The sequence below is a fragment of the Marinobacterium mangrovicola genome, assembly GCF_004339595.1.
In the GTDB taxonomy this organism is placed as follows: Bacteria; Pseudomonadota; Gammaproteobacteria; order Pseudomonadales; family Balneatricaceae; genus Marinobacterium_D; species Marinobacterium_D mangrovicola.
Genome location: NZ_SMFU01000001.1, coordinates 1 through 17,548, shown reverse-complemented (window position 1 = coordinate 17,548; position 17,548 = coordinate 1). Strand labels below are relative to the sequence as shown.

At 57.8% G+C, this 17,548-nt stretch carries 14 protein-coding genes and 1 tRNA gene; 9 read left to right on the top strand and 6 right to left on the bottom strand.

Annotation, left to right across the window (positions count from 1 at the left end; translation table 11 throughout):
- Nucleotides 1-2 precede the first annotated feature (2 nt).
- Nucleotides 3-629, bottom strand: a complete 627-nt coding sequence (locus CLV83_RS00075; protein WP_132285712.1) for a TetR family transcriptional regulator — start codon at nt 627-629, stop codon at nt 3-5.
- 153 nt (nt 630-782) lie between these two features.
- Here CLV83_RS00075 and CLV83_RS00070 point away from each other — a divergent pair, with 153 nt between their 5' ends.
- The 6 genes from CLV83_RS00070 (at nt 783) to CLV83_RS00045 (ending at nt 9,749) form a co-directional block, all read left to right on the top strand.
- Complete coding sequence (locus CLV83_RS00070; protein WP_132285709.1) at nt 783-1,928, top strand: efflux RND transporter periplasmic adaptor subunit; 1,146 nt, start codon at nt 783-785, stop codon at nt 1,926-1,928.
- Nucleotides 1,929-1,941: 13 nt separating this feature from the next.
- On the top strand, nt 1,942-5,064 hold the full coding sequence (locus tag CLV83_RS00065) for an efflux RND transporter permease subunit (RefSeq protein WP_132285706.1): 3,123 nt from the start codon (nt 1,942-1,944) through the stop codon (nt 5,062-5,064).
- Nucleotides 5,061-6,500, top strand: a complete 1,440-nt coding sequence (locus CLV83_RS00060; protein WP_279387511.1) for an efflux transporter outer membrane subunit — start codon at nt 5,061-5,063, stop codon at nt 6,498-6,500. Before CLV83_RS00065 ends, CLV83_RS00060 begins: the two co-directional genes overlap by 4 nt.
- 293 nt (nt 6,501-6,793) lie before the next feature.
- On the top strand, nt 6,794-7,783 hold the full coding sequence (locus CLV83_RS00055) for a Bug family tripartite tricarboxylate transporter substrate binding protein (protein WP_243642230.1): 990 nt from the start codon (nt 6,794-6,796) through the stop codon (nt 7,781-7,783).
- Nucleotides 7,780-8,229, top strand: coding sequence for a tripartite tricarboxylate transporter TctB family protein (locus CLV83_RS00050; protein ID WP_132285700.1), 450 nt, complete (start codon nt 7,780-7,782; stop codon nt 8,227-8,229). The genes CLV83_RS00055 and CLV83_RS00050 overlap by 4 nt, the downstream gene beginning before the upstream one ends.
- Nucleotides 8,230-8,246: 17 nt before the next feature.
- The gene (locus CLV83_RS00045) at nt 8,247-9,749 is read left to right on the top strand and encodes a tripartite tricarboxylate transporter permease (protein ID WP_132285697.1); all 1,503 of its coding nucleotides are present in this window, start codon (nt 8,247-8,249) and stop codon (nt 9,747-9,749) included.
- Between the two features lie 69 nt (nt 9,750-9,818).
- Here CLV83_RS00045 and CLV83_RS00040 read toward each other — a convergent pair whose 3' ends face one another.
- Genes CLV83_RS00040 through CLV83_RS00025 form a run of 4 tightly spaced genes read right to left on the bottom strand, consistent with a single transcriptional unit; the run spans nt 9,819 to nt 13,821 of the window.
- Complete coding sequence (locus CLV83_RS00040) at nt 9,819-10,898, bottom strand: ABC transporter substrate-binding protein (protein ID WP_132285694.1); 1,080 nt, start codon at nt 10,896-10,898, stop codon at nt 9,819-9,821.
- Nucleotides 10,885-12,273: a sensor histidine kinase gene (locus tag CLV83_RS00035; protein WP_243642229.1), complete on the bottom strand. Its 1,389-nt coding sequence runs from the start codon at nt 12,271-12,273 to the stop codon at nt 10,885-10,887. Before CLV83_RS00035 ends, CLV83_RS00040 begins: the two co-directional genes overlap by 14 nt.
- Nucleotides 12,274-12,942 carry a response regulator transcription factor gene (locus CLV83_RS00030; protein ID WP_132285691.1) on the bottom strand — a complete coding sequence of 223 codons (669 nt, stop codon included), beginning with the start codon at nt 12,940-12,942 and terminating at the stop codon, nt 12,274-12,276.
- A 15-nt stretch (nt 12,943-12,957) separates the two neighbouring features.
- Complete coding sequence (locus tag CLV83_RS00025) at nt 12,958-13,821, bottom strand: YicC/YloC family endoribonuclease (RefSeq protein ID WP_132285688.1); 864 nt, start codon at nt 13,819-13,821, stop codon at nt 12,958-12,960.
- Nucleotides 13,822-13,926: 105 nt separating this feature from the next.
- On the opposite strand from CLV83_RS00025, the gene rph reads away from it, so the two are divergent.
- Nucleotides 13,927-14,694, top strand: coding sequence for a ribonuclease PH (rph, locus tag CLV83_RS00020; RefSeq protein ID WP_132285685.1), 768 nt, complete (start codon nt 13,927-13,929; stop codon nt 14,692-14,694).
- Between the two features lie 59 nt (nt 14,695-14,753).
- On the opposite strand, the gene CLV83_RS00015 is transcribed toward rph, so the two are convergent.
- Entirely contained in the window at nt 14,754-15,527 is a 774-nt protein-coding gene (locus tag CLV83_RS00015; protein WP_132285682.1) for an exodeoxyribonuclease III, read from the bottom strand.
- Between the two features lie 198 nt (nt 15,528-15,725).
- On the opposite strand from CLV83_RS00015, the gene pyrE reads away from it, so the two are divergent.
- Both pyrE and CLV83_RS00005 read left to right on the top strand, forming a co-directional pair.
- Nucleotides 15,726-16,373, top strand: coding sequence for an orotate phosphoribosyltransferase (pyrE, locus tag CLV83_RS00010; protein WP_132285679.1), 648 nt, complete (start codon nt 15,726-15,728; stop codon nt 16,371-16,373).
- A gap of 47 nt (nt 16,374-16,420) precedes the next feature.
- Nucleotides 16,421-16,496: transfer RNA gene (locus CLV83_RS00005), tRNA-Phe, on the top strand.
- Nucleotides 16,497-17,548 lie beyond the last annotated feature (1,052 nt).

Sequence of the window (17,548 nt, the reverse complement as noted above, 5' to 3'; positions counted from 1 at the left end):
GCTCAGGGGTTTGACCTGAGGCCGTGCTTGAGCACCGCGATAATCGAGTAAACCAGCTGGTCAGCCCGCTCGCTCAACGAAAAGCAATCAGGACGCTGGAGCCAGCTCATGACCATCCCTTCGAGCATCACTTTCATCATTAACGACCCAGCATCCACATCCAGGTCTGCGGGCAGCTGTCCCTTGGCCTTGGCATTTTGCAGCGAACGTACCCGGCGTTGATGCAAGGTTTCCTGGAAGGCCGCCATCGGTTCGGGAATCTCCCGCTGCGTTTTCATCGTAGTTTCCTGAATACAGATGATGATCATGCGGCGGAACTCTTCATCACGCTCGACACTGGTAAGCACCAGCTTCAACAGATCGACCAGTTTACCCAGGGGGTCGCTTTCATCCTCGGATTCGGTCGCCATGCCCAGCACATTGACCGGCGCGGAATAGCGCTCCCAGATGGCATTAAACAGGTCCCACTTATTCTTGAAATGCCAGTAAATGGCTCCCCGTGTCACGCCCGCGGCTTTCGCTACCTCGGTGAGACTGGTGTTTGAAATCCCCTGATCGGAGAAAAGCTCGAGGGCCTTGAGCAGGATGTGCAGGCGCGTGGCTTCCGCCTCTTCTTTTGTTCTTCGCACTTTTTGATCACTTTACGTTTTTTTACTGTGCCAACAGTTTACATACAAACGTGGATGTATGTAAAATCCAAATCTTTAGTGATCCATGTCAGTATATTCTGCTGATCCCCATCTTCAGATCACGAACTACCGGCTTTTTCTTACGAGGACATCATGGAAAGAACTTTCAATTCATCTCGTCGCTGGCCTCTGGTTGTTGTCAGCAGCCTGCTGATCGCCCTCGCCGGGTGCCAGGATTCCAGCGAACAACAGGCAGGAGCCGAACAGCCTCCCGCTCAGGTTGACGTGGTCACCCTGAACGAACAGCCGGTAGATATCAAAGACACCTATGCGGCCAGGGTTTCCGCCTTCCGTACCGCCGAAATCCGCCCTCAGGTGGAAGGCATTATCCTCAAGCGCACCTTTGAAGAAGGTAGTGAAGTAGAAGCGGGCGACCTGCTTTACCAGATCGACCCTGCCGTCTATGAAGCGGAACTGGCCAGTGCGAAAGCCCAGCTGGCGGTTGCTCAGGCCAACGCTCAGAGCAGCAAGCTGCTGGCAGAGCGTTATGGTCAGCTGGTACAGAGTTCAGCGGTCAGCCGCCAGGAAGCCGATGACGCCGCTGCAGCCTGGAAACAGGCGCAGGCGCAGATCCAGTCAGCCCAGGCCGCTGTAAAGAGCGCCCAGATCAACCTGGACTACACCAAGATCACCGCACCGATCTCCGGCATCATCAGCCGCTCCAACATCACCGAAGGCGCGCTGGTCTCCGTGGGCCAGAGCCAGGCACTGGCCACCGTGCGCCAGTATTCCCCTGCCTACGTGGATATCCGCCAGCCAGCGGCCACCGCGCTGAAGATGAAACGTGACAGTAACGACCGTAGCGTACATCTGGCACTGGAAGACGGTACCGCACTGGAAGAGGTCGGTACGCTCAAGTTTTCCGAACGCAGCGTCGATGAGGGCACAGGTACCGTCAACGTTCGTGCCGTGTTTGAAAATGGCGAAGGCCTGCTGCTGCCTGGCATGTTCGTGCGCGCCACCGTTGTACTGAACCATCTGGACAACGCGCTGCTGGCCCCGCAGGAAGGGGTTATCCGCCAGCCTAACGGTTCCGTCATCGCCATGGTCGTCAACTCTGAGAACGTCGTCGAGTCTCGCCCCATCGAAGTTGAGGCCGCTATCGGTTCCAACTGGCTGATCAAGTCCGGACTGGAAGCGGGTGAAAGCATCATTGTTGCCGGGCTACAGAAAGTTCAGCCAGGCGATACCGTTTCTCCGCAGGAGCGTGCCTCTGCTCAAAATGGCGACGGTCAGTAAGGAGCGTTGATTCATGGCCAGATTTTTTATTAACCGACCGATCTTCGCCTGGGTTATCGCCATCGTTGTGATGTTGGCGGGCGCCCTGGCGATCGTCGAGCTGCCGGTTCAGCAATACCCGACGATAGCACCGCCGGAAGTCTCTATCTCTGCAAGCTACCCGGGTGCCTCCGCCGAAACCCTTGAAGAAAGCGTTACCCAGGTCATTGAACAAAACATGACCGGGCTGGATAACCTGCTGTACATGTCCTCGAACAGCAGCAACTCCGGCAGCGCGACCATCGCGCTGACCTTTGCACCGGGTACCGACCCTGATATTGCCCAGGTACAGACGCAGAACAAACTGTCCCTGGCGGAAAGCCTTCTACCTGAAGCCGTGCAGGCCCAGGGTATCTCCGTCACCAAGTCCAGCACCTCGTTCCTGATGGTCGTTGGCCTCTACTCGCCGGACGGTTCCTACACCAAGGCGGACCTGTCAGACTTTGCCGAAAGCACCCTGAAGGATCCTCTATCAAGGACCGCTGGCGTCGGCGATATCCGCGTTTTCGGTGCCCAGTACGCCATGCGTATATGGCTGAACCCTGACAAGCTGACCTCTTACGGCCTAACCCCGCCAGATGTCACCACCGCTATCCGCGCACAGAACGCTCAGATTACTGCCGGCCAGCTCGGCGGTTTGCCGGCAGTTGAGAACCAACAGCTCAACGCGCCGATCATCGCGCAGACTCGCCTTGAAGATGTGAACCAGTTCAAGGATATTCTGCTGAAGGTGGAACAGGACGGCTCTCAGGTAAAACTCGGCGACGTGGCCCGTGTTGAACTGGGCGCTGAAAGCTACGCCGTTGACAGTCGTTACAAGGGCCTTCCGGCCACCGGTATCGCGATTCAGCTGGCCACCGGCGCCAACGCCTTGGATACCGCAGAAGCGGTACGCGCCACCGTTGATGAGCTGCAAGCCTTCGTGCCTGACGGCATCGAGGTTATCTACCCGTACGACACTACCCCGTTCGTAGAGATCTCCATCGAAGAGGTGGTCCACACCCTGTTCGAGGCGATCCTGCTGGTCTTCCTGGTCATGTACCTGTTCCTGGGTAACTTCCGGGCCACACTGATCCCGACCATCGCCGTACCTGTCGTACTGCTGGGCACCTTCGGCGTCATGTCTGCCTTCGGTTACAGCATCAACACCCTGACCATGTTCGGCCTGGTGCTCGCAATCGGTCTGTTGGTGGACGATGCCATCGTTGTGGTGGAAAACGTCGAGCGCGTCATGGAGGAGGAAGGTCTTCCTCCAAAAGAAGCGACACGCCGATCGATGGATCAGATTACCAGCGCCCTGATCGGTATCGCCCTGGTACTGTCGGCGGTATTCATTCCGATGGCGTTCTTCAGCGGTTCTACCGGTGCGATCTATCGCCAGTTCTCGCTCACCATCGTATCCGCCATGGCGCTGTCGGTACTGACCGCGTTGATCCTGACACCAGCCCTCTGTGCGACTATTCTCAAGCCGCCCAAAGAGGGGCATGGTGAGAAAGGCTTCTTCGGTCTGTTTAACCGCTTCTTCAACCGCTCCAACGATAAATACGGCCAGGGTGTACGTAAAACGATCAATGCGCCCAAGCGCATGGTTATGGTTTTCGTCGCCATGCTGGTGGGTCTGGGTTACCTGTACAACAAGCTGCCCAGCTCCTTCCTGCCGGAAGAGGACCAGGGTCTGTTCCTGACGCTTGTACAGCTGCCCTCCGGCGCTACCCAGGAACGTACCATCGAGGTGATGAAACAGATCGAGGCATACCTGGAAACGGAAGAAAATGCGCAGGAGTATTTCACCGTCTCCGGCTTCAGCTTCGCCGGTCAGGGTCAGAACATGGGTCTGGCCTTCATCAACCTGAAACCCTGGGATGAGCGTCCCGACCCAAGCCAGTCGGCTCAGGCGATCATCGGTCGCGCCTTCGGCGCCTTCAGCCAGATCAAGGACGCGCAGATCTTCCCGATCAACCTGCCGCCCATTCCCGAGCTGGGTACCGCATCCGGTTTCGACATGATGCTGGTAGACCGCAACAACCTGGGACACGATGCATTGCTTCAGGCACGTAACCAGATGCTTGGCATGGCTGCCGAGGATCCGCGTCTGACCGCGGTACGTCCGAACGGCATGGAAGATGTACCCACCTTCCATATCGACATCGACTACCAGAAGGTGGAAGCACTGGGTCTTAGCATCGCCGATGTTAACAGCACCCTGAGTACCGCCTGGGCCTCCAACTACGTCAACGACTTCGTCGACCGTGGCCGTATCAAAAAGGTCTACGTCCAGGCTGATGCGCCTTACCGCATGCTGCCAGACGATCTGAACGACTGGTACGTGCGTAACGATCAGGGCGAGATGGTGCCGTTCTCGGCTTTCGCCTCCTCGTCCTGGGATTACGCACCGTCTCGCCTGGAGCGTTATAACGGTGTGCCGTCCATGAATATCCAGGGCCAGGCTGCTCCCGGTTACAGTACCGGTGACGCCATGCAGGCGATGGAGGAGATGCTGCCGAACCTGCCACAGGGTCTGGGTATCGAATGGACAGGCATGTCTTACCAGGAGCGTCAGGCCGGTAACCAGGCTCCCGCGCTCTACGCCCTGTCTATCCTGATCGTCTTCCTCTGCCTGGCAGCGCTGTACGAAAGCTGGAGCGTTCCTTTCGCGGTCATGATGGTCGTCCCGCTGGGTGTACTGGGTGCCTTGGTAGCCGCCACCCTGCGTGGTCTGGATAACGACGTCTACTTCCAGGTCGGCCTGCTGACCACCATCGGTATATCGGCGAAAAACGCCATATTGATCGTCGAGTTTGCCAAGTCGATGTACGATCAGGGGATGGATCTGACCAAGGCAACACTGGAAGCTGCCCGTATGCGTCTGCGCCCGATACTGATGACCTCACTGGCATTCATGCTGGGTGTGACCCCTCTGGCAATCAGCTCCGGCGCGGGTGCGCAGAGCCGTCACGCCATCGGTACCGGTGTGATCGGGGGTATGTTGGCCGCCACCTTCCTGGCCATATTCTTCGTGCCGCTGTTCTACATTCTTGTAATGAAGCTATCGGGTGCCAAGCGGGCAAACCATGCCGAGGAGCAAACCGCAGAATGATGATGATCAAACCCTTACCCGTGATACTGGCCGCCGCCCTGCTGGGCGGCTGCTCCCTGGCCCCGGACTATCTGCGCCCGGAAGCCCAGAGCATTAACGAATGGCAGAGTGCGGACCAGTCGGGCCAGGTATCGTCCGCCGATACCGGTTGGCGCGACCTGTTCGCCGACCCCGCCATGCAGCAGGTGGTGGATCTGGCACTGGACAATAACCAGGATCTGCAGATCGCCCTGCTCAACGTGGAACGTTACCAGGCCCAGTACCGCATCCAGCGCTCTGAGCTGTTCCCGTCGATCTCTGCAGATGGCGGCGGTACACGACAGCGTATCCCGACCACCTACTCCGGTGCCGGTGAGTCGAGCATCTCCAGCCAGTACAGCGCCACCGTGGGTCTGACCTCTTACGAGCTGGACCTGTTCGGGCGCGTGCGCAGCCTCAAACAGCAGGCGCTGGAAGAGTTTCTCGCCCAGCAGCAGACTCAGCTCAGCACTCAGCTGACACTGGTCGCCAACGTCGCCAACGCCTATCTGAACCTGGTGGCGGATAACGACCAGCTGAAGCTGGCCATGGAGACGCGCGATATCGAGGCCGATAACCTGGATCTGGTCGAGAAGCGCTACAACCTGGGCGTGGCTTCTGAACTGGAGCTATCCCAGGCCCGCGCCTCCTACGAGGATGCGGAAGTTCGCCTGGCCCAGTACCAGCGCCTGACCAAGCTGGACCGCAACGCCCTGACCCTGCTGGTCGGTACTCAGCTGCCGCAAAACTGGACCCCGAGCGAGTCGCTGCAGTCCGTGGCCATCGGTGAAGTCCAGGCGGGTCTGACCTCCGAGTTGATCAACCGGCGCCCGGATATCCTGGCGGCGGAATATCAGCTCCGTGGTGCCAACGCCAACATCGGCGCTGCCAAAGCGGCATTCTTCCCCAGCATCAGCCTGACGGCCAATGCGGGCACCATGAGCAGCGACCTGGATAATCTGTTCGATCACGGCAGCGATACCTGGCTGTTCGCCCCGAGCATCAGCCTGCCGATCTTTAACGCCGGACGCCTGAGCGCCCAGCTGGATACCTCCGAGATCGATCGCGATATCGCCCTGGCCCAGTACCAGCAGAGTATCCAGACCGCCTTCACCGAGGTCTCCGATGCCATTGCCGAGCGTGACGGTTACGCTCAGCAGCTGCAAAGCCAGCAGCGTGCCGAAGAAGCCTACCAGCGCTACTTCGAAATTGCCGAGCAGCGTTATCGCAACGGCGTAGACAGCATGCTGACCCGCCTGGATGCACAGCGGAACCTGGTCTCCAGCCAGCAGGCAAGCATCACCGCCCGTCTGTCACTGCTGCAGTCCCGTGTTGACCTGTACCGCGCCCTGGGCGGCGGCTGGAAGGAAAACACCGAAACTGCCGCAACACCGACCGCAGACGCAGCGGCTCAATAACGCTCACCCGAGCATGGCCGCCCTCAGCCTCAGGCTGGGGAGCGGCCCCTCCCCTCGCATCACCGTTCTCTCCCCACCTTCTTGTATCTTCGCAGACTACCTGGCTGCCCCCTTCTAGCGCCCGTAACACTCAGCCTGTAACGCAATACGGCAGCTTAGATGAGATAAATTCATCACATAGATGAACCAGATGACAGGTTGATGAAAGGTTGTCTCCCTAGACTCGCAGAATCGGTTAATCCGACCCCAATGCTTTTCTAAAGATCAGAAGAATCAAAAATAAGGAAATGCGCATGTCTACTTTCTCTTTCGCATCCCTGCGTCGCCCGCTGCTGGCTGTTGCCCTGGCCGGTGCCGCTTCTGTCAGTTACGCCCAGGGTGGCAAGCCCGAATGTCTGGCCCCGGCCAAGCCTGGCGGCGGCTATGATCTGACCTGTCGTCTCGCCTCCAATGGTCTGGAACAAGCCAAACTGCTGGAAAGCCCGATGCTGGTTAACTACATGCCCGGCGGTATCGGCGCTGTAGCCTTCAACCATGTGAACGGCGTGCGTAAGAACGATCCTGATCTGATCGTCGCAGCCAGCACCGGTGCAGCCCTGAACCTGGCGCTTGGCAAGTTCGGTCGCCAGTACGACGCCAGCAACGTTCGCTGGGTTGGTGCACTGGGCGTTGATTACGGTGCCGTCGTCGTTGCGGCAGACGCTCCCTGGCAGAACCTTGAAGAGCTGATGGCCGACCTGCAGAGCAACCCGAGCAGCGTGGTTATCGGTGCCGGTGGTACAGTGGGCAGCCAGGACTGGATGAAAGCCGCACTGATGGCTAAATCAGGCGGTGTTGATCCGCGCTCCCTGCGTTATGTTTCTTTCGAAGGCGGTGGTGAGTCTCTGGCAGCGCTGCTGGGTGGCCACATTCAGGTCTTCACCGGCGATCTGGCCGAACTCAAGCCTCAGCTCGACAGCGGTACCATCCGTGTTCTCGCGGCACTCTCCGACCAGCGTATGGATGGCGTCTATGCAGAGATCCCGACTGCTAAAGAGCAGGGCTATGATGTTGAATGGCCGATCTGGCGCGGTTACTACATGGGCCCGGAAGTTAGCGATGCTGAGTACAACGCCTGGGTTGAGCGCCTGCAGAAGCTGGACGAGCAAGAGAAATTTGCCGAAATGCGTGAAGCGCGCGGACTGTTCCCGATGAGCAAGTTCGGTAGCGACTTTGATAGCTATGTAAAAAGCCAGGTTGAGGAATTCCGCGGTCTGGCCAAGGAAGTAGGACTGGTTAAATGAGTGGTGCTGCCGACCGAGTGCTGAGTGTTCTGCTGCTCGGTCTGGCAGCGTTTATCGCTGTCCAGGCCAATCAGCTGGATGTTCCCTTCAGTTATGATCCGGTGGGCCCCAAGGCCTTCCCGATGCTGCTGTCAGGTATTCTCGGACTTCTTTCCGTGATCCTGTTTTTCCGCCCTGGTCCGGGCGGTAGCTGGCCCCGTGGGCCGCTGCTGCTGCGCCTGATCGGTGTTCTGGTACTGCTGGGTCTTTACGCCTGGTTCTTCACACTGGCGGGTTACCTTATCACCACGGCAATTACTGCCGCAGTGCTTGCCTGGCTGTTCAACTCAGGTCCGGTTAAAGCGGTGATCTCCGGCATTTTGCTGTCGATCGGCTCCTACCTGCTATTCACCTACGCTCTGGGCATTACCCTGCCCTGGGGTGCCTGGCTGACCTCTGCGGCCTGATTTTGGAGTAACACTCTATGTGGGATTTTCTCTTCCAAGGCTTTGCCGTCGCCGTCTCCCCGCTAAACATCGCCCTGGTAATGGGTGGTGCGCTGCTGGGCACCCTGTTTGGCGCCCTTCCCGGCATTGGCCCGATCAACGGCATCGCCATTTTGATGCCGCTGGCTTATACGCTCGGCTTGCCCCCTGAATCCGCGCTGATTCTGCTGGCAGGCATCTACTGTGGCTCCGAATACGGCGGCCGCATGTCCAGTATTCTACTGAACGTACCCGGCGACGCCGGTGCGGTTATGACCACCCTCGACGGCTATCCGCTGGCACAGAAAGGCCTGGCGGGGCCCGCGCTGGGTATGTCGGCCATCGCTTCCTTTGTGGGCTCAACCCTGGCCATTATCGGCCTGACCCTGTTTGCCCCGCTTCTGGCCATGGTCGCCGTGAAATTCGGACCGGCCGAATTCTTCGCGCTGATGATTTTCGCCTTTGCCTCCATGTCCGCGATGATGGGCAAAGACCCGCTGAAAACCCTGATCGGCGCGGTGCTCGGTATTATTATCGCCACCGTCGGCGTGGACTCCGGTACCGGCGTACTGCGCTTTACCTTCGATATGCCAGAACTCTATGACGGCATCGACTTTGTCGTGCTGATTATCGGTATGTTCGCCATCAGCGAGATTCTGCTGATGCTGGAGCACAGTTTTGATAAGTCTTCAGACAAACAAATGGCGCCTATCGGCCGCGTCATGGTAAGCATGAAAGAGGTGCTGAGCTGCAAATGGAGCATGCTGCGCTCCGGCGTAATCGGCTTCGTCATCGGTGTGTTGCCGGGTACCGGCGCTTCCGTGGCCAGTGCCGTTGCCTATACCACCGAGAAACGCGTGGTCGATAAAGAAGACACCTTCGGCACCGGTGATATGCGCGGTCTCGCAGCCCCTGAAGCGGCTAACAACGCTGCTGCTGCCGGCTCGTTCGTCCCGATGCTGACCCTGGGTATTCCGGGTTCCGGTACCACAGCGATCCTGCTGGGCGCGCTGATGCTTTATAACATCCAGCCTGGACCGATGATGTTCAGCGAGCAGCCGGTGATTGTCGGCGGCCTGATCGCTTCACTGTACCTCGGTAACCTGGTGCTGCTGGCACTGAACCTGCCGCTGGCCGGCGTCTTCGCTCGCGTGCTCACCGTACCCAAGTGGGTGCTGGTGCCCTGCATCGCGATGCTCGCTTTTGTCGGCGTGTTCCAGTTGCACTCTGACCTGCACGCCATTTACCTAATGCTGGGCATCGGTATCTTCGGCTACCTGCTGCGCAAGTTCGGCTTTTCACTGGCGCCGATCGTTCTTGGCTTCGTCCTCGGCGGACTGATGGAACAGAACCTGCGCCGTGCGTTGGCAATCAGCGGTGGGGAAACCGGCATCCTGTGGGAATCCGCCCTCTCTATCGGACTGTGGATCGCCGCCATCATCGTGATGGTAGCCCCCTGGCTCCTCGGCCGCCTCAAGTCCAAGTCTGCCGCGGCCCAATAAGCCGGCAGTCGCCACCCAGGCACCTCAAACGGTCGGGATCTTCCCGGCCGTTTTTATTTCCACTCGCCTTTATTCCTCTCGCGCCATCGCTTCCTGCCAACGCTTAAGGAATGCCGCCCGCCGCAGCGGATCGACCAAGGCCAACAACGCGGCGTTCAGCGGAATCGGATAAAGGTGATCGCCGACTTCGTCGCGTAGGCGCTGAGCGGTGTATGGGCCGACGACATCGGGCCGCACGCTGAACAGCGGCGTCTCCCCCGCCATCACAGTCTGGCCCTGGCGGCTCAACAGAAAATCCACAAAACGAAATGCTGCCTCGGGATGCTGTGCCTCTCGATGCACAAAGGCCGTTCGCATCATCACCAGAGAATAGTCATTTGGCACCTGGACGACGACTTCGGGGTGGTGCAGCGCCCAGACCATGGCGTAGGACCCGAGTATGTTGTAGGCCAGCCAGTATTTCCCTGAGCTCAACCCCTCCAGCATCTCCCTGGAACTCCCTGCCTCATAAGCATCCACCTGTCCCATCGCTTCCACCAGATCCCACATTTTCGGTGTATAGCGGGCATCCTGCTGAGACAGCATATCGCCGATGCCACTGTTAAGCGGCGAGTAGGTCACCACCCTGTCCTGAAGCTCTTCACGATGATTCAGCAGCAGGTCCAACAAATCCTGATGAGTTGAAGGTGGCTGCATAGCGGCGGCAAGGTCCAGGCGATAAGCCATAACGATGGGCTCAAAGGTGAACCCGAACAGCTCCTCCCTCCACTTGGCCCAGGCCGGCCACTGCCGGCTTTCTTCGGTATCGACGCGCTGGGAAAAGCCCTCATTGCTCAGGGCCAGCTGCCAGGGCATCGCCGAGCTGATCACCACGTCCGGTGCTGGCTTCGCTGTTCGGGCAAAGGTATCCACCATCAGGGTCGAACGATCCCGATAGTCGAGCGTTATATCCGGATTATTTTGCTGAAAAAGGGCCAGTACCGGCTCAAATACATCACGATCCAGCGCCCCCTCAATAATGAGCGTCTCGGCGTGAGCAGCACTACCCAACCCAGCCAACAGCAGAGGCAGTAATGCCCGCCGGACACAGCCAGACAGGCCTGAACCAGAACCGGCTTTTTGTCCTGCCAGCGTTTTACGCCTGATCATCAGCGCCTCCCTGGGGAAATTGCACACACACCCTGAGCCCCTGAGGAACACGGGTACTCAGTTTAAGCTCAGCACCGTGACGCTCGGCAATGGATGCGACAATAGCCAACCCCAGTCCGGAACCCTCGGTCCCCTGCAGACCGGCCCGCTCAAACGGCGCGATCCAGCGTTGCGGATCGGTTTCACTGCAGGGGCCGTTATCCTCGACCCAAAGGCTTACACCCTCAGCATCACGACTGATTCCCGCCGTAATGACCGTATTCTCAGGGGTGTAACGCAATGCGTTATCAATCAGGTTGCCGATCAGCTCATGCAGCGACCAGGCTTCACCCTGGAGCCAGATATCCTCTTCAGGCAACTCCGCGCCCAGGTCATGCCCCCGGGCCTGCTGACGATCCGCCCACTCCATCAGGCTATCCCGTACCAGTGCGGATAAGTTGATATTTTGCAGATCGGCCTGGGAAACCTGGTGCCTGAGCCGGGCAAGATTGAGCAGCTGCGCCGCCAGCCGGCTGGTGCGCCCAGAGGCCTGATAGATGGTTTCCAGAGCCTGGCGCCATCGCTCTGGATCTGTGCTGCCAAGCGCCAGTTCACTGCTATTCTGCAGCCCAGCCAGCGGCGTCCGAAGCTGATGGGAAGCATCAGCGATAAAACGTAACAGGGCTTCGCGATGTTGATCCTGACGCTCAAGCAGGTGATCCAGAGTATCGGTCAGCTCGCGCAGCTCGGCTGGTACATCTACTCGTAATGCAGAATAGTCATCGAGCTTGCGCCCTCGCAGCACCTGCCGCAGACGTCTGATCGGCATCAACCAGGCGCGCATGACAAACACCAGAATAAGGCCGGTGATCAGCATCGTCATCGCCAGTCGGGTCAGCGTTCCGCCGACCAGCGTTTGCGCCAACGCCTCACGCCCCTCTGTGGTATGTGCAACCCAAACCTCGACCGGCTCCTGGGTCTCCCAGCCGGCAGAAGTAACCTGGCGGCCGTGCAACCGCAGGCTGCTGCCCTGGAACTCCACATTAGCGAACACGGGTGCCAGTCTGATCTGCTGATGCAGACGGGTGCTGATAGGTAGCTGCGTATTGGAGGTAATCAGCTCACCCTGGGAGCCGATCAACTGATAGAACACCCGCTCCTGCCAACGGGTGGCAAGAATCTGTAAGGCGGAAGCGGGCATCTCCAGCATCGGCGAGCCGTCCGGCCACTGAATCGCTTCGGCAATGTCCAGGCTGGCCGCCTCCAGCTGGCCATCCAGTGCCTGGTCCGCCGAGCGCTTGGCGCTGGCCCAGGCCTCTATGAGCAACAAGCCTCCCAGACAAAACATGATGACGCACCACCAGAGCGCCAGGCTGCGCTTGAGTGACTGCGCCACCTAGCTGCCAGCCTCTTCCAGCCTGTAACCCAGCCCTCGTACCGTACGGATCTCGACGCCACTATCCTGCAGCCGCTTGCGAAGCCGGCTGACGTACACATCGAGCGCATTGGCACCTACTGCCTCAAAGCCAAACAGCCGTTGCTCCAGCGCCTCTCGCTGAACAATCTTGCCGGCATTAAGCAGTAAGCCTTCCAGCAGATTCAGCTCTCGGCGCGGGAGTTCCAGATGATCCCCGCCGACAAAGGCCATGGCTGAATCCACATCAAGACTCAACCGGCCAAGAGTCAGAACCGGGTGCAAACGCTGCTGGCTGCGTCGTAGCAGCGCCCTGACTCGCGCTTCCAGTTCGATCAGCGAAAACGGTTTGGTGAGATAGTCATCGGCCCCAATATCCAACCCGCGCACCCGGTCATCGAGGCTGTCTCTGGCCGTCAGCATCAATACCGGAGTGGCGTCCTGGCGTTGCCGCATCAGCTTCACAACCTGACTGCCATCGCCATCAGGCAAACCTAGGTCGAGCAACACCAGGTCGTAATTCACCAGCGACAGGGTATGAACGGCGTCGCTACAGCGGGCAAAGTGGTCAACCACATGCCCCTGCTGACGCAGAGACGCGCCGATACTGTCTGCCAGGAGCTCGTCGTCTTCTATGAGGAGTAAGTGCATAAGGGTTGCAGGTCGTTACTCGATGTTCTGGATCTGCTCGCGCATCTGCTCGATCAGCACCTTGAGCTCGACGGCCCTCTGCGTGGTCGCTGCGACGATCGATTTCGACGACAGGGTGTTGGCCTCGCGGTTGAGCTCCTGCATCAGAAAGTCCAGACGTCGACCGATCGGACCTTTCTGTCCCAAGACGCGGCGCACCTCCTGGACATGAGTATCGAGGCGATCCATCTCTTCATCCACATCGGCACGCTGGGCGATCATTACGATCTCCTGCTCCAGCCGGGACGGATCGATTTCAACGCTAACATCAGCAATCTTGGCGCGGATCGATTCCCGCTGAGCTTCAAGGATCTTCGGCATCAGTGAACGTACTTCGGCGACGATCTCGGAGATACTGTCCAGACGCTGGTTAACCAGCTGATTGAGCTCCTGGCCCTCTCTTTCACGTCCAGACGCCAGATCCTGCAACGCCGCATCAAACAGCGTCAATGCATCCTTTTTAACCTCTGCCATATCGACTTCGGTTTCCCGTAAAACACCGGGCCAGCCCAGTACCTGGAAGGTATCCAGGGGGGCTGAATCGGGCATCAAACCGCGCACCTGTGCCGCAGCCGCGATCAGGTCGCAGGCGCGTGATTCATCGACACTGAAGGTCTGCGCGGCGGCTTCGGGGATAAAGCGCAGAGTGCACTCCACCTTGCCACGGCTGAGGCCATTGCGCAGTTTTTCCCGGACTTTTCCCTCCAGGTCCCTTAGCGTTTCCGGCAACCTCAGATGCGGCTCAAGATAGCGATGGTTAACGGAACGGATCTCCCAGGTGAGCGTGCCCCATGCGCGGTGCGCTTCCTGACGGGCGAAGGCGGTCATGCTACGTGTCATATTCGGTCGATCTCGATTAAAATTAGGCATTCGTCTTTGAGCCATATTAACAGCCCCGGCATCAAGCCTCTATCGACCGGGGGACACACCAAACAGGGTATATACATGTCTACGCTTTCCGAACAGCTGCAGAACCTGGGCCTGAAAAAACTCCGTCCCAGTGGTCGTGAACCTGACCAGATGCGCGAAGTGCGTATTACACGCAACTTTACCAAACACGCGGAAGGCTCAGTGCTGGTTGAATTCGGCGATACCAAGGTGCTCTGTACCGCCAGCGTCGACCGTGGCGTTCCCCGCTTCCTCCGCGGCTCAGGCTCCGGCTGGGTTACCGCCGAATACGGCATGCTGCCCCGCTCCACTAATACCCGTTCGGATCGTGAAGCTGCCCGCGGTAAGCAGGGTGGCCGTACCGTTGAGATTCAGCGCCTGATCGGTCGCTCACTGCGCGCCGCCATGGATCTGAAAAAGCTGGGCGAAAACACCATCACTATCGATTGTGACGTACTTCAGGCTGACGGCGGCACCCGTACCGCTTCGATCACCGGTGCGTTTGTCGCCCTTCAAGATGCCATCAATGTGCTGAAGAAAGATAAGAACGGCGCGATGAAGGGCGATCCGATCAAGCATCAACTCGCGGCAGTTTCCGTCGGCATCTATGAAGGCCACCCGGTACTGGACCTGGATTATGCCGAAGACTCCAAAGCTCACACTGACATGAACGTGATCATGACAGCCAGCGGCGGTTTTGTTGAAGTTCAGGGCACCGCCGAAGGCGAACCGTACACCCAGGACGAACTTAACGCCATGCTGTCCCTGGCGTCCAAAGGGATCGGTGAGCTGGTCAAAATCCAGAGCGCGGCGCTGCAGGAATAAACGTTACCTGAGGCATTAAAAAAGGAGCCAGTTGGCTCCTTTTTTATTTCTGTTAACGCTTAGATATCAACAGCGTAATCGATGATCAGCGGGCAGTGCTCAGAGAATCGGTGGTCACGATCGATCCGCGCCGCCTTGATACTCTTGCGCAGATTCGCAGTGGTAACCTGATAGTCGGTACGCGCGCCTTCATTCAGGGTCCAGGCACGATTATAGTCGGGCCACCAGGTGTATTGACGCTCAGCCTTGTTCACTTCCCGGAAGGCGTCGACAAAGCCCATTTCGTCATAGACTTCGTCCATCCATGCGCGCTCTTCTTCCAGAAAGCCCGAAACCTTTTGGTTAACGTACCAGTTACTCAGGTCCATCGGTTTGTGAGCAATATTGAAGGTGCCGGTGAAGATAAAGTCGCGACGCTTGCGCAGGGTCTTCTTCAGGTGATTTTTGAAGTGCTCAAGGTACTCCATTTTGTTGGCCTGAGCTTCTTCGCTTTTCAGCCCCGAGGGAATCGTCAGAGAAGAGACGCTGACCTTGTCGAAGTCCGCCTGGATGAAGCGTCCCTGAGTGTCGCACTGCTCAAATCCGAGCCCGGTCATGATCGCTTTCGGCAGGTGACGGGTGTAGATCGCCACGCCGCTGAAACCATCTTCGAACGCATCGAAAAAGTACGAATGATAGCCTTCTGGGTGGTAGCGGTCTCCATCAAGCTGATACTCGCGCGCCTTCAGGTTCTGCAGACAAACCACATCGGCATCCTGCTCTACCATCCAGTCGAAAAAGCCCTTGTCGGCAGCCTGTTCAATACCCTGAGTATTGAAAGTGATCACGCGCATAGTCAGTTGTGCCTCACCCCAGCGAGAATTCGAAAAATCGAAACGTCAATTGTATCGGTAAGGCGCGGAAAATTAAAATGTTTACCGGCCTCAGAGTGAGAAAAGACAGTATCTATAAGCAGCACTGTGCGGCCCTCAACAGCGATTCAGGGTATGATTAGCATCCCTAATCCGTCAGACGATCCAGTGGAGAAAACTATGCAGGACTACCAGCGCGACTTTATCGAATTTGCCATTGAACAGGGAGTGCTTAAATTTGGTGAGTTTACGCTGAAGTCAGGTCGTAAAAGCCCCTACTTCTTTAATGCCGGGCTATTCAATACCGGTGGCGCCCTTGCCAAGCTCGGTCAGTTCTATGCGGCTGCGATCGTCGATTCAGGTATCGAATTTGATGTCATGCTGGGCCCCGCCTACAAAGGGATCCCGCTGGCAGCTGCCACCACCGTTGCTATGGCTACCGGCTATGAGCGCGACGTGCCTTACGTGTTTAACCGCAAGGAAGCCAAGGACCACGGCGAAGGTGGCACTCTGGTTGGCGCCCCGCTCGAGGGCCGCGTAATGATCATCGACGATGTAATTACCGCAGGCACCGCTATCCGCGAGGTGATGAGCATCATTGAGCAGGCTCAGGCGACACCTGCTGGTGTAGCTATCGCACTCAATCGCATGGAGAAGGGTCAAGGTGAACTATCGGCTATTCAGGAAGTGGAGCGCGACTACAAGATGCCAGTGGTCAGCATCGTTTCTCTCGACGATCTTATCGAGTTCCTGGAAGAAAAAGGCAATATGACCGAAGAGCTGAGCGCAATCCGTAAATACCGCGAAGAGTTTGGCATTAAAAGCTGATTCGCACTTGACCGGCAATCGGCTAAGTGGTTGAATAGAAAACGATTGCCCGGATAGCTCAGTCGGTAGAGCAGGGGATTGAAAATCCCCGTGTCGGTGGTTCGATTCCGCCTCCGGGCACCAAAATTTAAGAGGCTCGCATCTACAAAATGCGGGCCTTTTTTGTGCCCTTAATCTGGATGTTTCCTACCCCCAGAAATGAGAAAGGGCCCGTACACATCCATGTAACAAGCCCTTCTTTGCAGCATCCTTGCCGCACCCACCGCTATCCTTGCGAGGGGTCGAGTTCAGCTTCCCGCCGATTAAACACGCTTCCTTGCGTTACTCATGTGAGTATATTCGTTCATAGCCGCCCCTATTGGTATAGGAGTTTTTCCTATTTTAGCACTGGTGTTTGATTAGCTGGGCTCTGGGTATTGAGCACTCCGTTTATACGCAACAGCGGCTGATATGAGCGTTCTATGGGATTGTCTAATTTGGAGCCTGTAAGGAGTTAGCAGGCTCTTATGGGTATAGCGCTACCCTAGGCTGCTTCTGAATCTTCTGGATGACTCACCGAGGCTCTGTATCGCCTGATTTTAGAACCTAGCGATCATTCGCTGAGCTTTGAATTAACCACCGTGCAGGCTTCTTGGCGTGCCTCCTAAACTGAAGCGGCGGCAAGATCATTTTCGTAGGAGGGGCGCCCTCGCCCCGATTACCCGGGGATTATGCTCGGGAGGTCGGTGCTTGGGATGTGCTGCAGCCCTGCCGATCAGATCGGCGGGTTTCGCGAGCTGCGCGTGCCCCGTTTCCAGGGGTTATCTACCGACGGTCGGAAATACCTCGGTGGATGATCAGAAGTGTTGCTTCTAAGCCTCGGAGCGTTGGCTGCTGTAGGTCGATGGTGAGGAGCTGAGCTTGCTGAAGGGGCGAACAGCGATGACCTACTTTAGGTGCCTGCCTGCTTTCCGGGGCTTATTCTGCCAGCGTTCGGAAGTAGCTTAGAGGATGACCTACAGTGATCAGAAGCGCTGCTTCTGACCCTACGGGCGTCGGCGTAGCCGACGTCCAAACCTGCACCTGCGGTGCATCGGTTTGTCACATGGGCCTGTGTAGTAAGGGGCGGCATCGCCGCCCAATACGAAAAAACCCCAGTACCAACGGTACTGGGGTTCTTCGTATTAGGTGCCTGG

Excerpts from the sequence above, each read along its gene's own strand:
- CLV83_RS00070 (WP_132285709.1), top strand. The coding sequence starts at position 783 with ATGGAAAGAACTTTCAATTCATCTCGTCGCTGGCCTCTGGTTGTTGTC.
- CLV83_RS00065 (WP_132285706.1), top strand. The coding sequence starts at position 1,942 with ATGGCCAGATTTTTTATTAACCGACCGATCTTCGCCTGGGTTATCGCC.
- CLV83_RS00060 (WP_279387511.1), top strand. The coding sequence starts at position 5,061 with ATGATGATGATCAAACCCTTACCCGTGATACTGGCCGCCGCCCTGCTG.
- CLV83_RS00055 (WP_243642230.1), top strand. The coding sequence starts at position 6,794 with ATGTCTACTTTCTCTTTCGCATCCCTGCGTCGCCCGCTGCTGGCTGTT.
- CLV83_RS00050 (WP_132285700.1), top strand. The coding sequence starts at position 7,780 with ATGAGTGGTGCTGCCGACCGAGTGCTGAGTGTTCTGCTGCTCGGTCTG.
- CLV83_RS00045 (WP_132285697.1), top strand. The coding sequence starts at position 8,247 with ATGTGGGATTTTCTCTTCCAAGGCTTTGCCGTCGCCGTCTCCCCGCTA.
- CLV83_RS00040 (WP_132285694.1), bottom strand. The coding sequence starts at position 10,898 with ATGATCAGGCGTAAAACGCTGGCAGGACAAAAAGCCGGTTCTGGTTCA.
- CLV83_RS00030 (WP_132285691.1), bottom strand. The coding sequence starts at position 12,942 with ATGCACTTACTCCTCATAGAAGACGACGAGCTCCTGGCAGACAGTATC.
- CLV83_RS00025 (WP_132285688.1), bottom strand. The coding sequence starts at position 13,821 with ATGACACGTAGCATGACCGCCTTCGCCCGTCAGGAAGCGCACCGCGCA.
- rph (WP_132285685.1), top strand. The coding sequence starts at position 13,927 with ATGTCTACGCTTTCCGAACAGCTGCAGAACCTGGGCCTGAAAAAACTC.
- CLV83_RS00015 (WP_132285682.1), bottom strand. The coding sequence starts at position 15,527 with ATGCGCGTGATCACTTTCAATACTCAGGGTATTGAACAGGCTGCCGAC.
- pyrE (WP_132285679.1), top strand. The coding sequence starts at position 15,726 with ATGCAGGACTACCAGCGCGACTTTATCGAATTTGCCATTGAACAGGGA.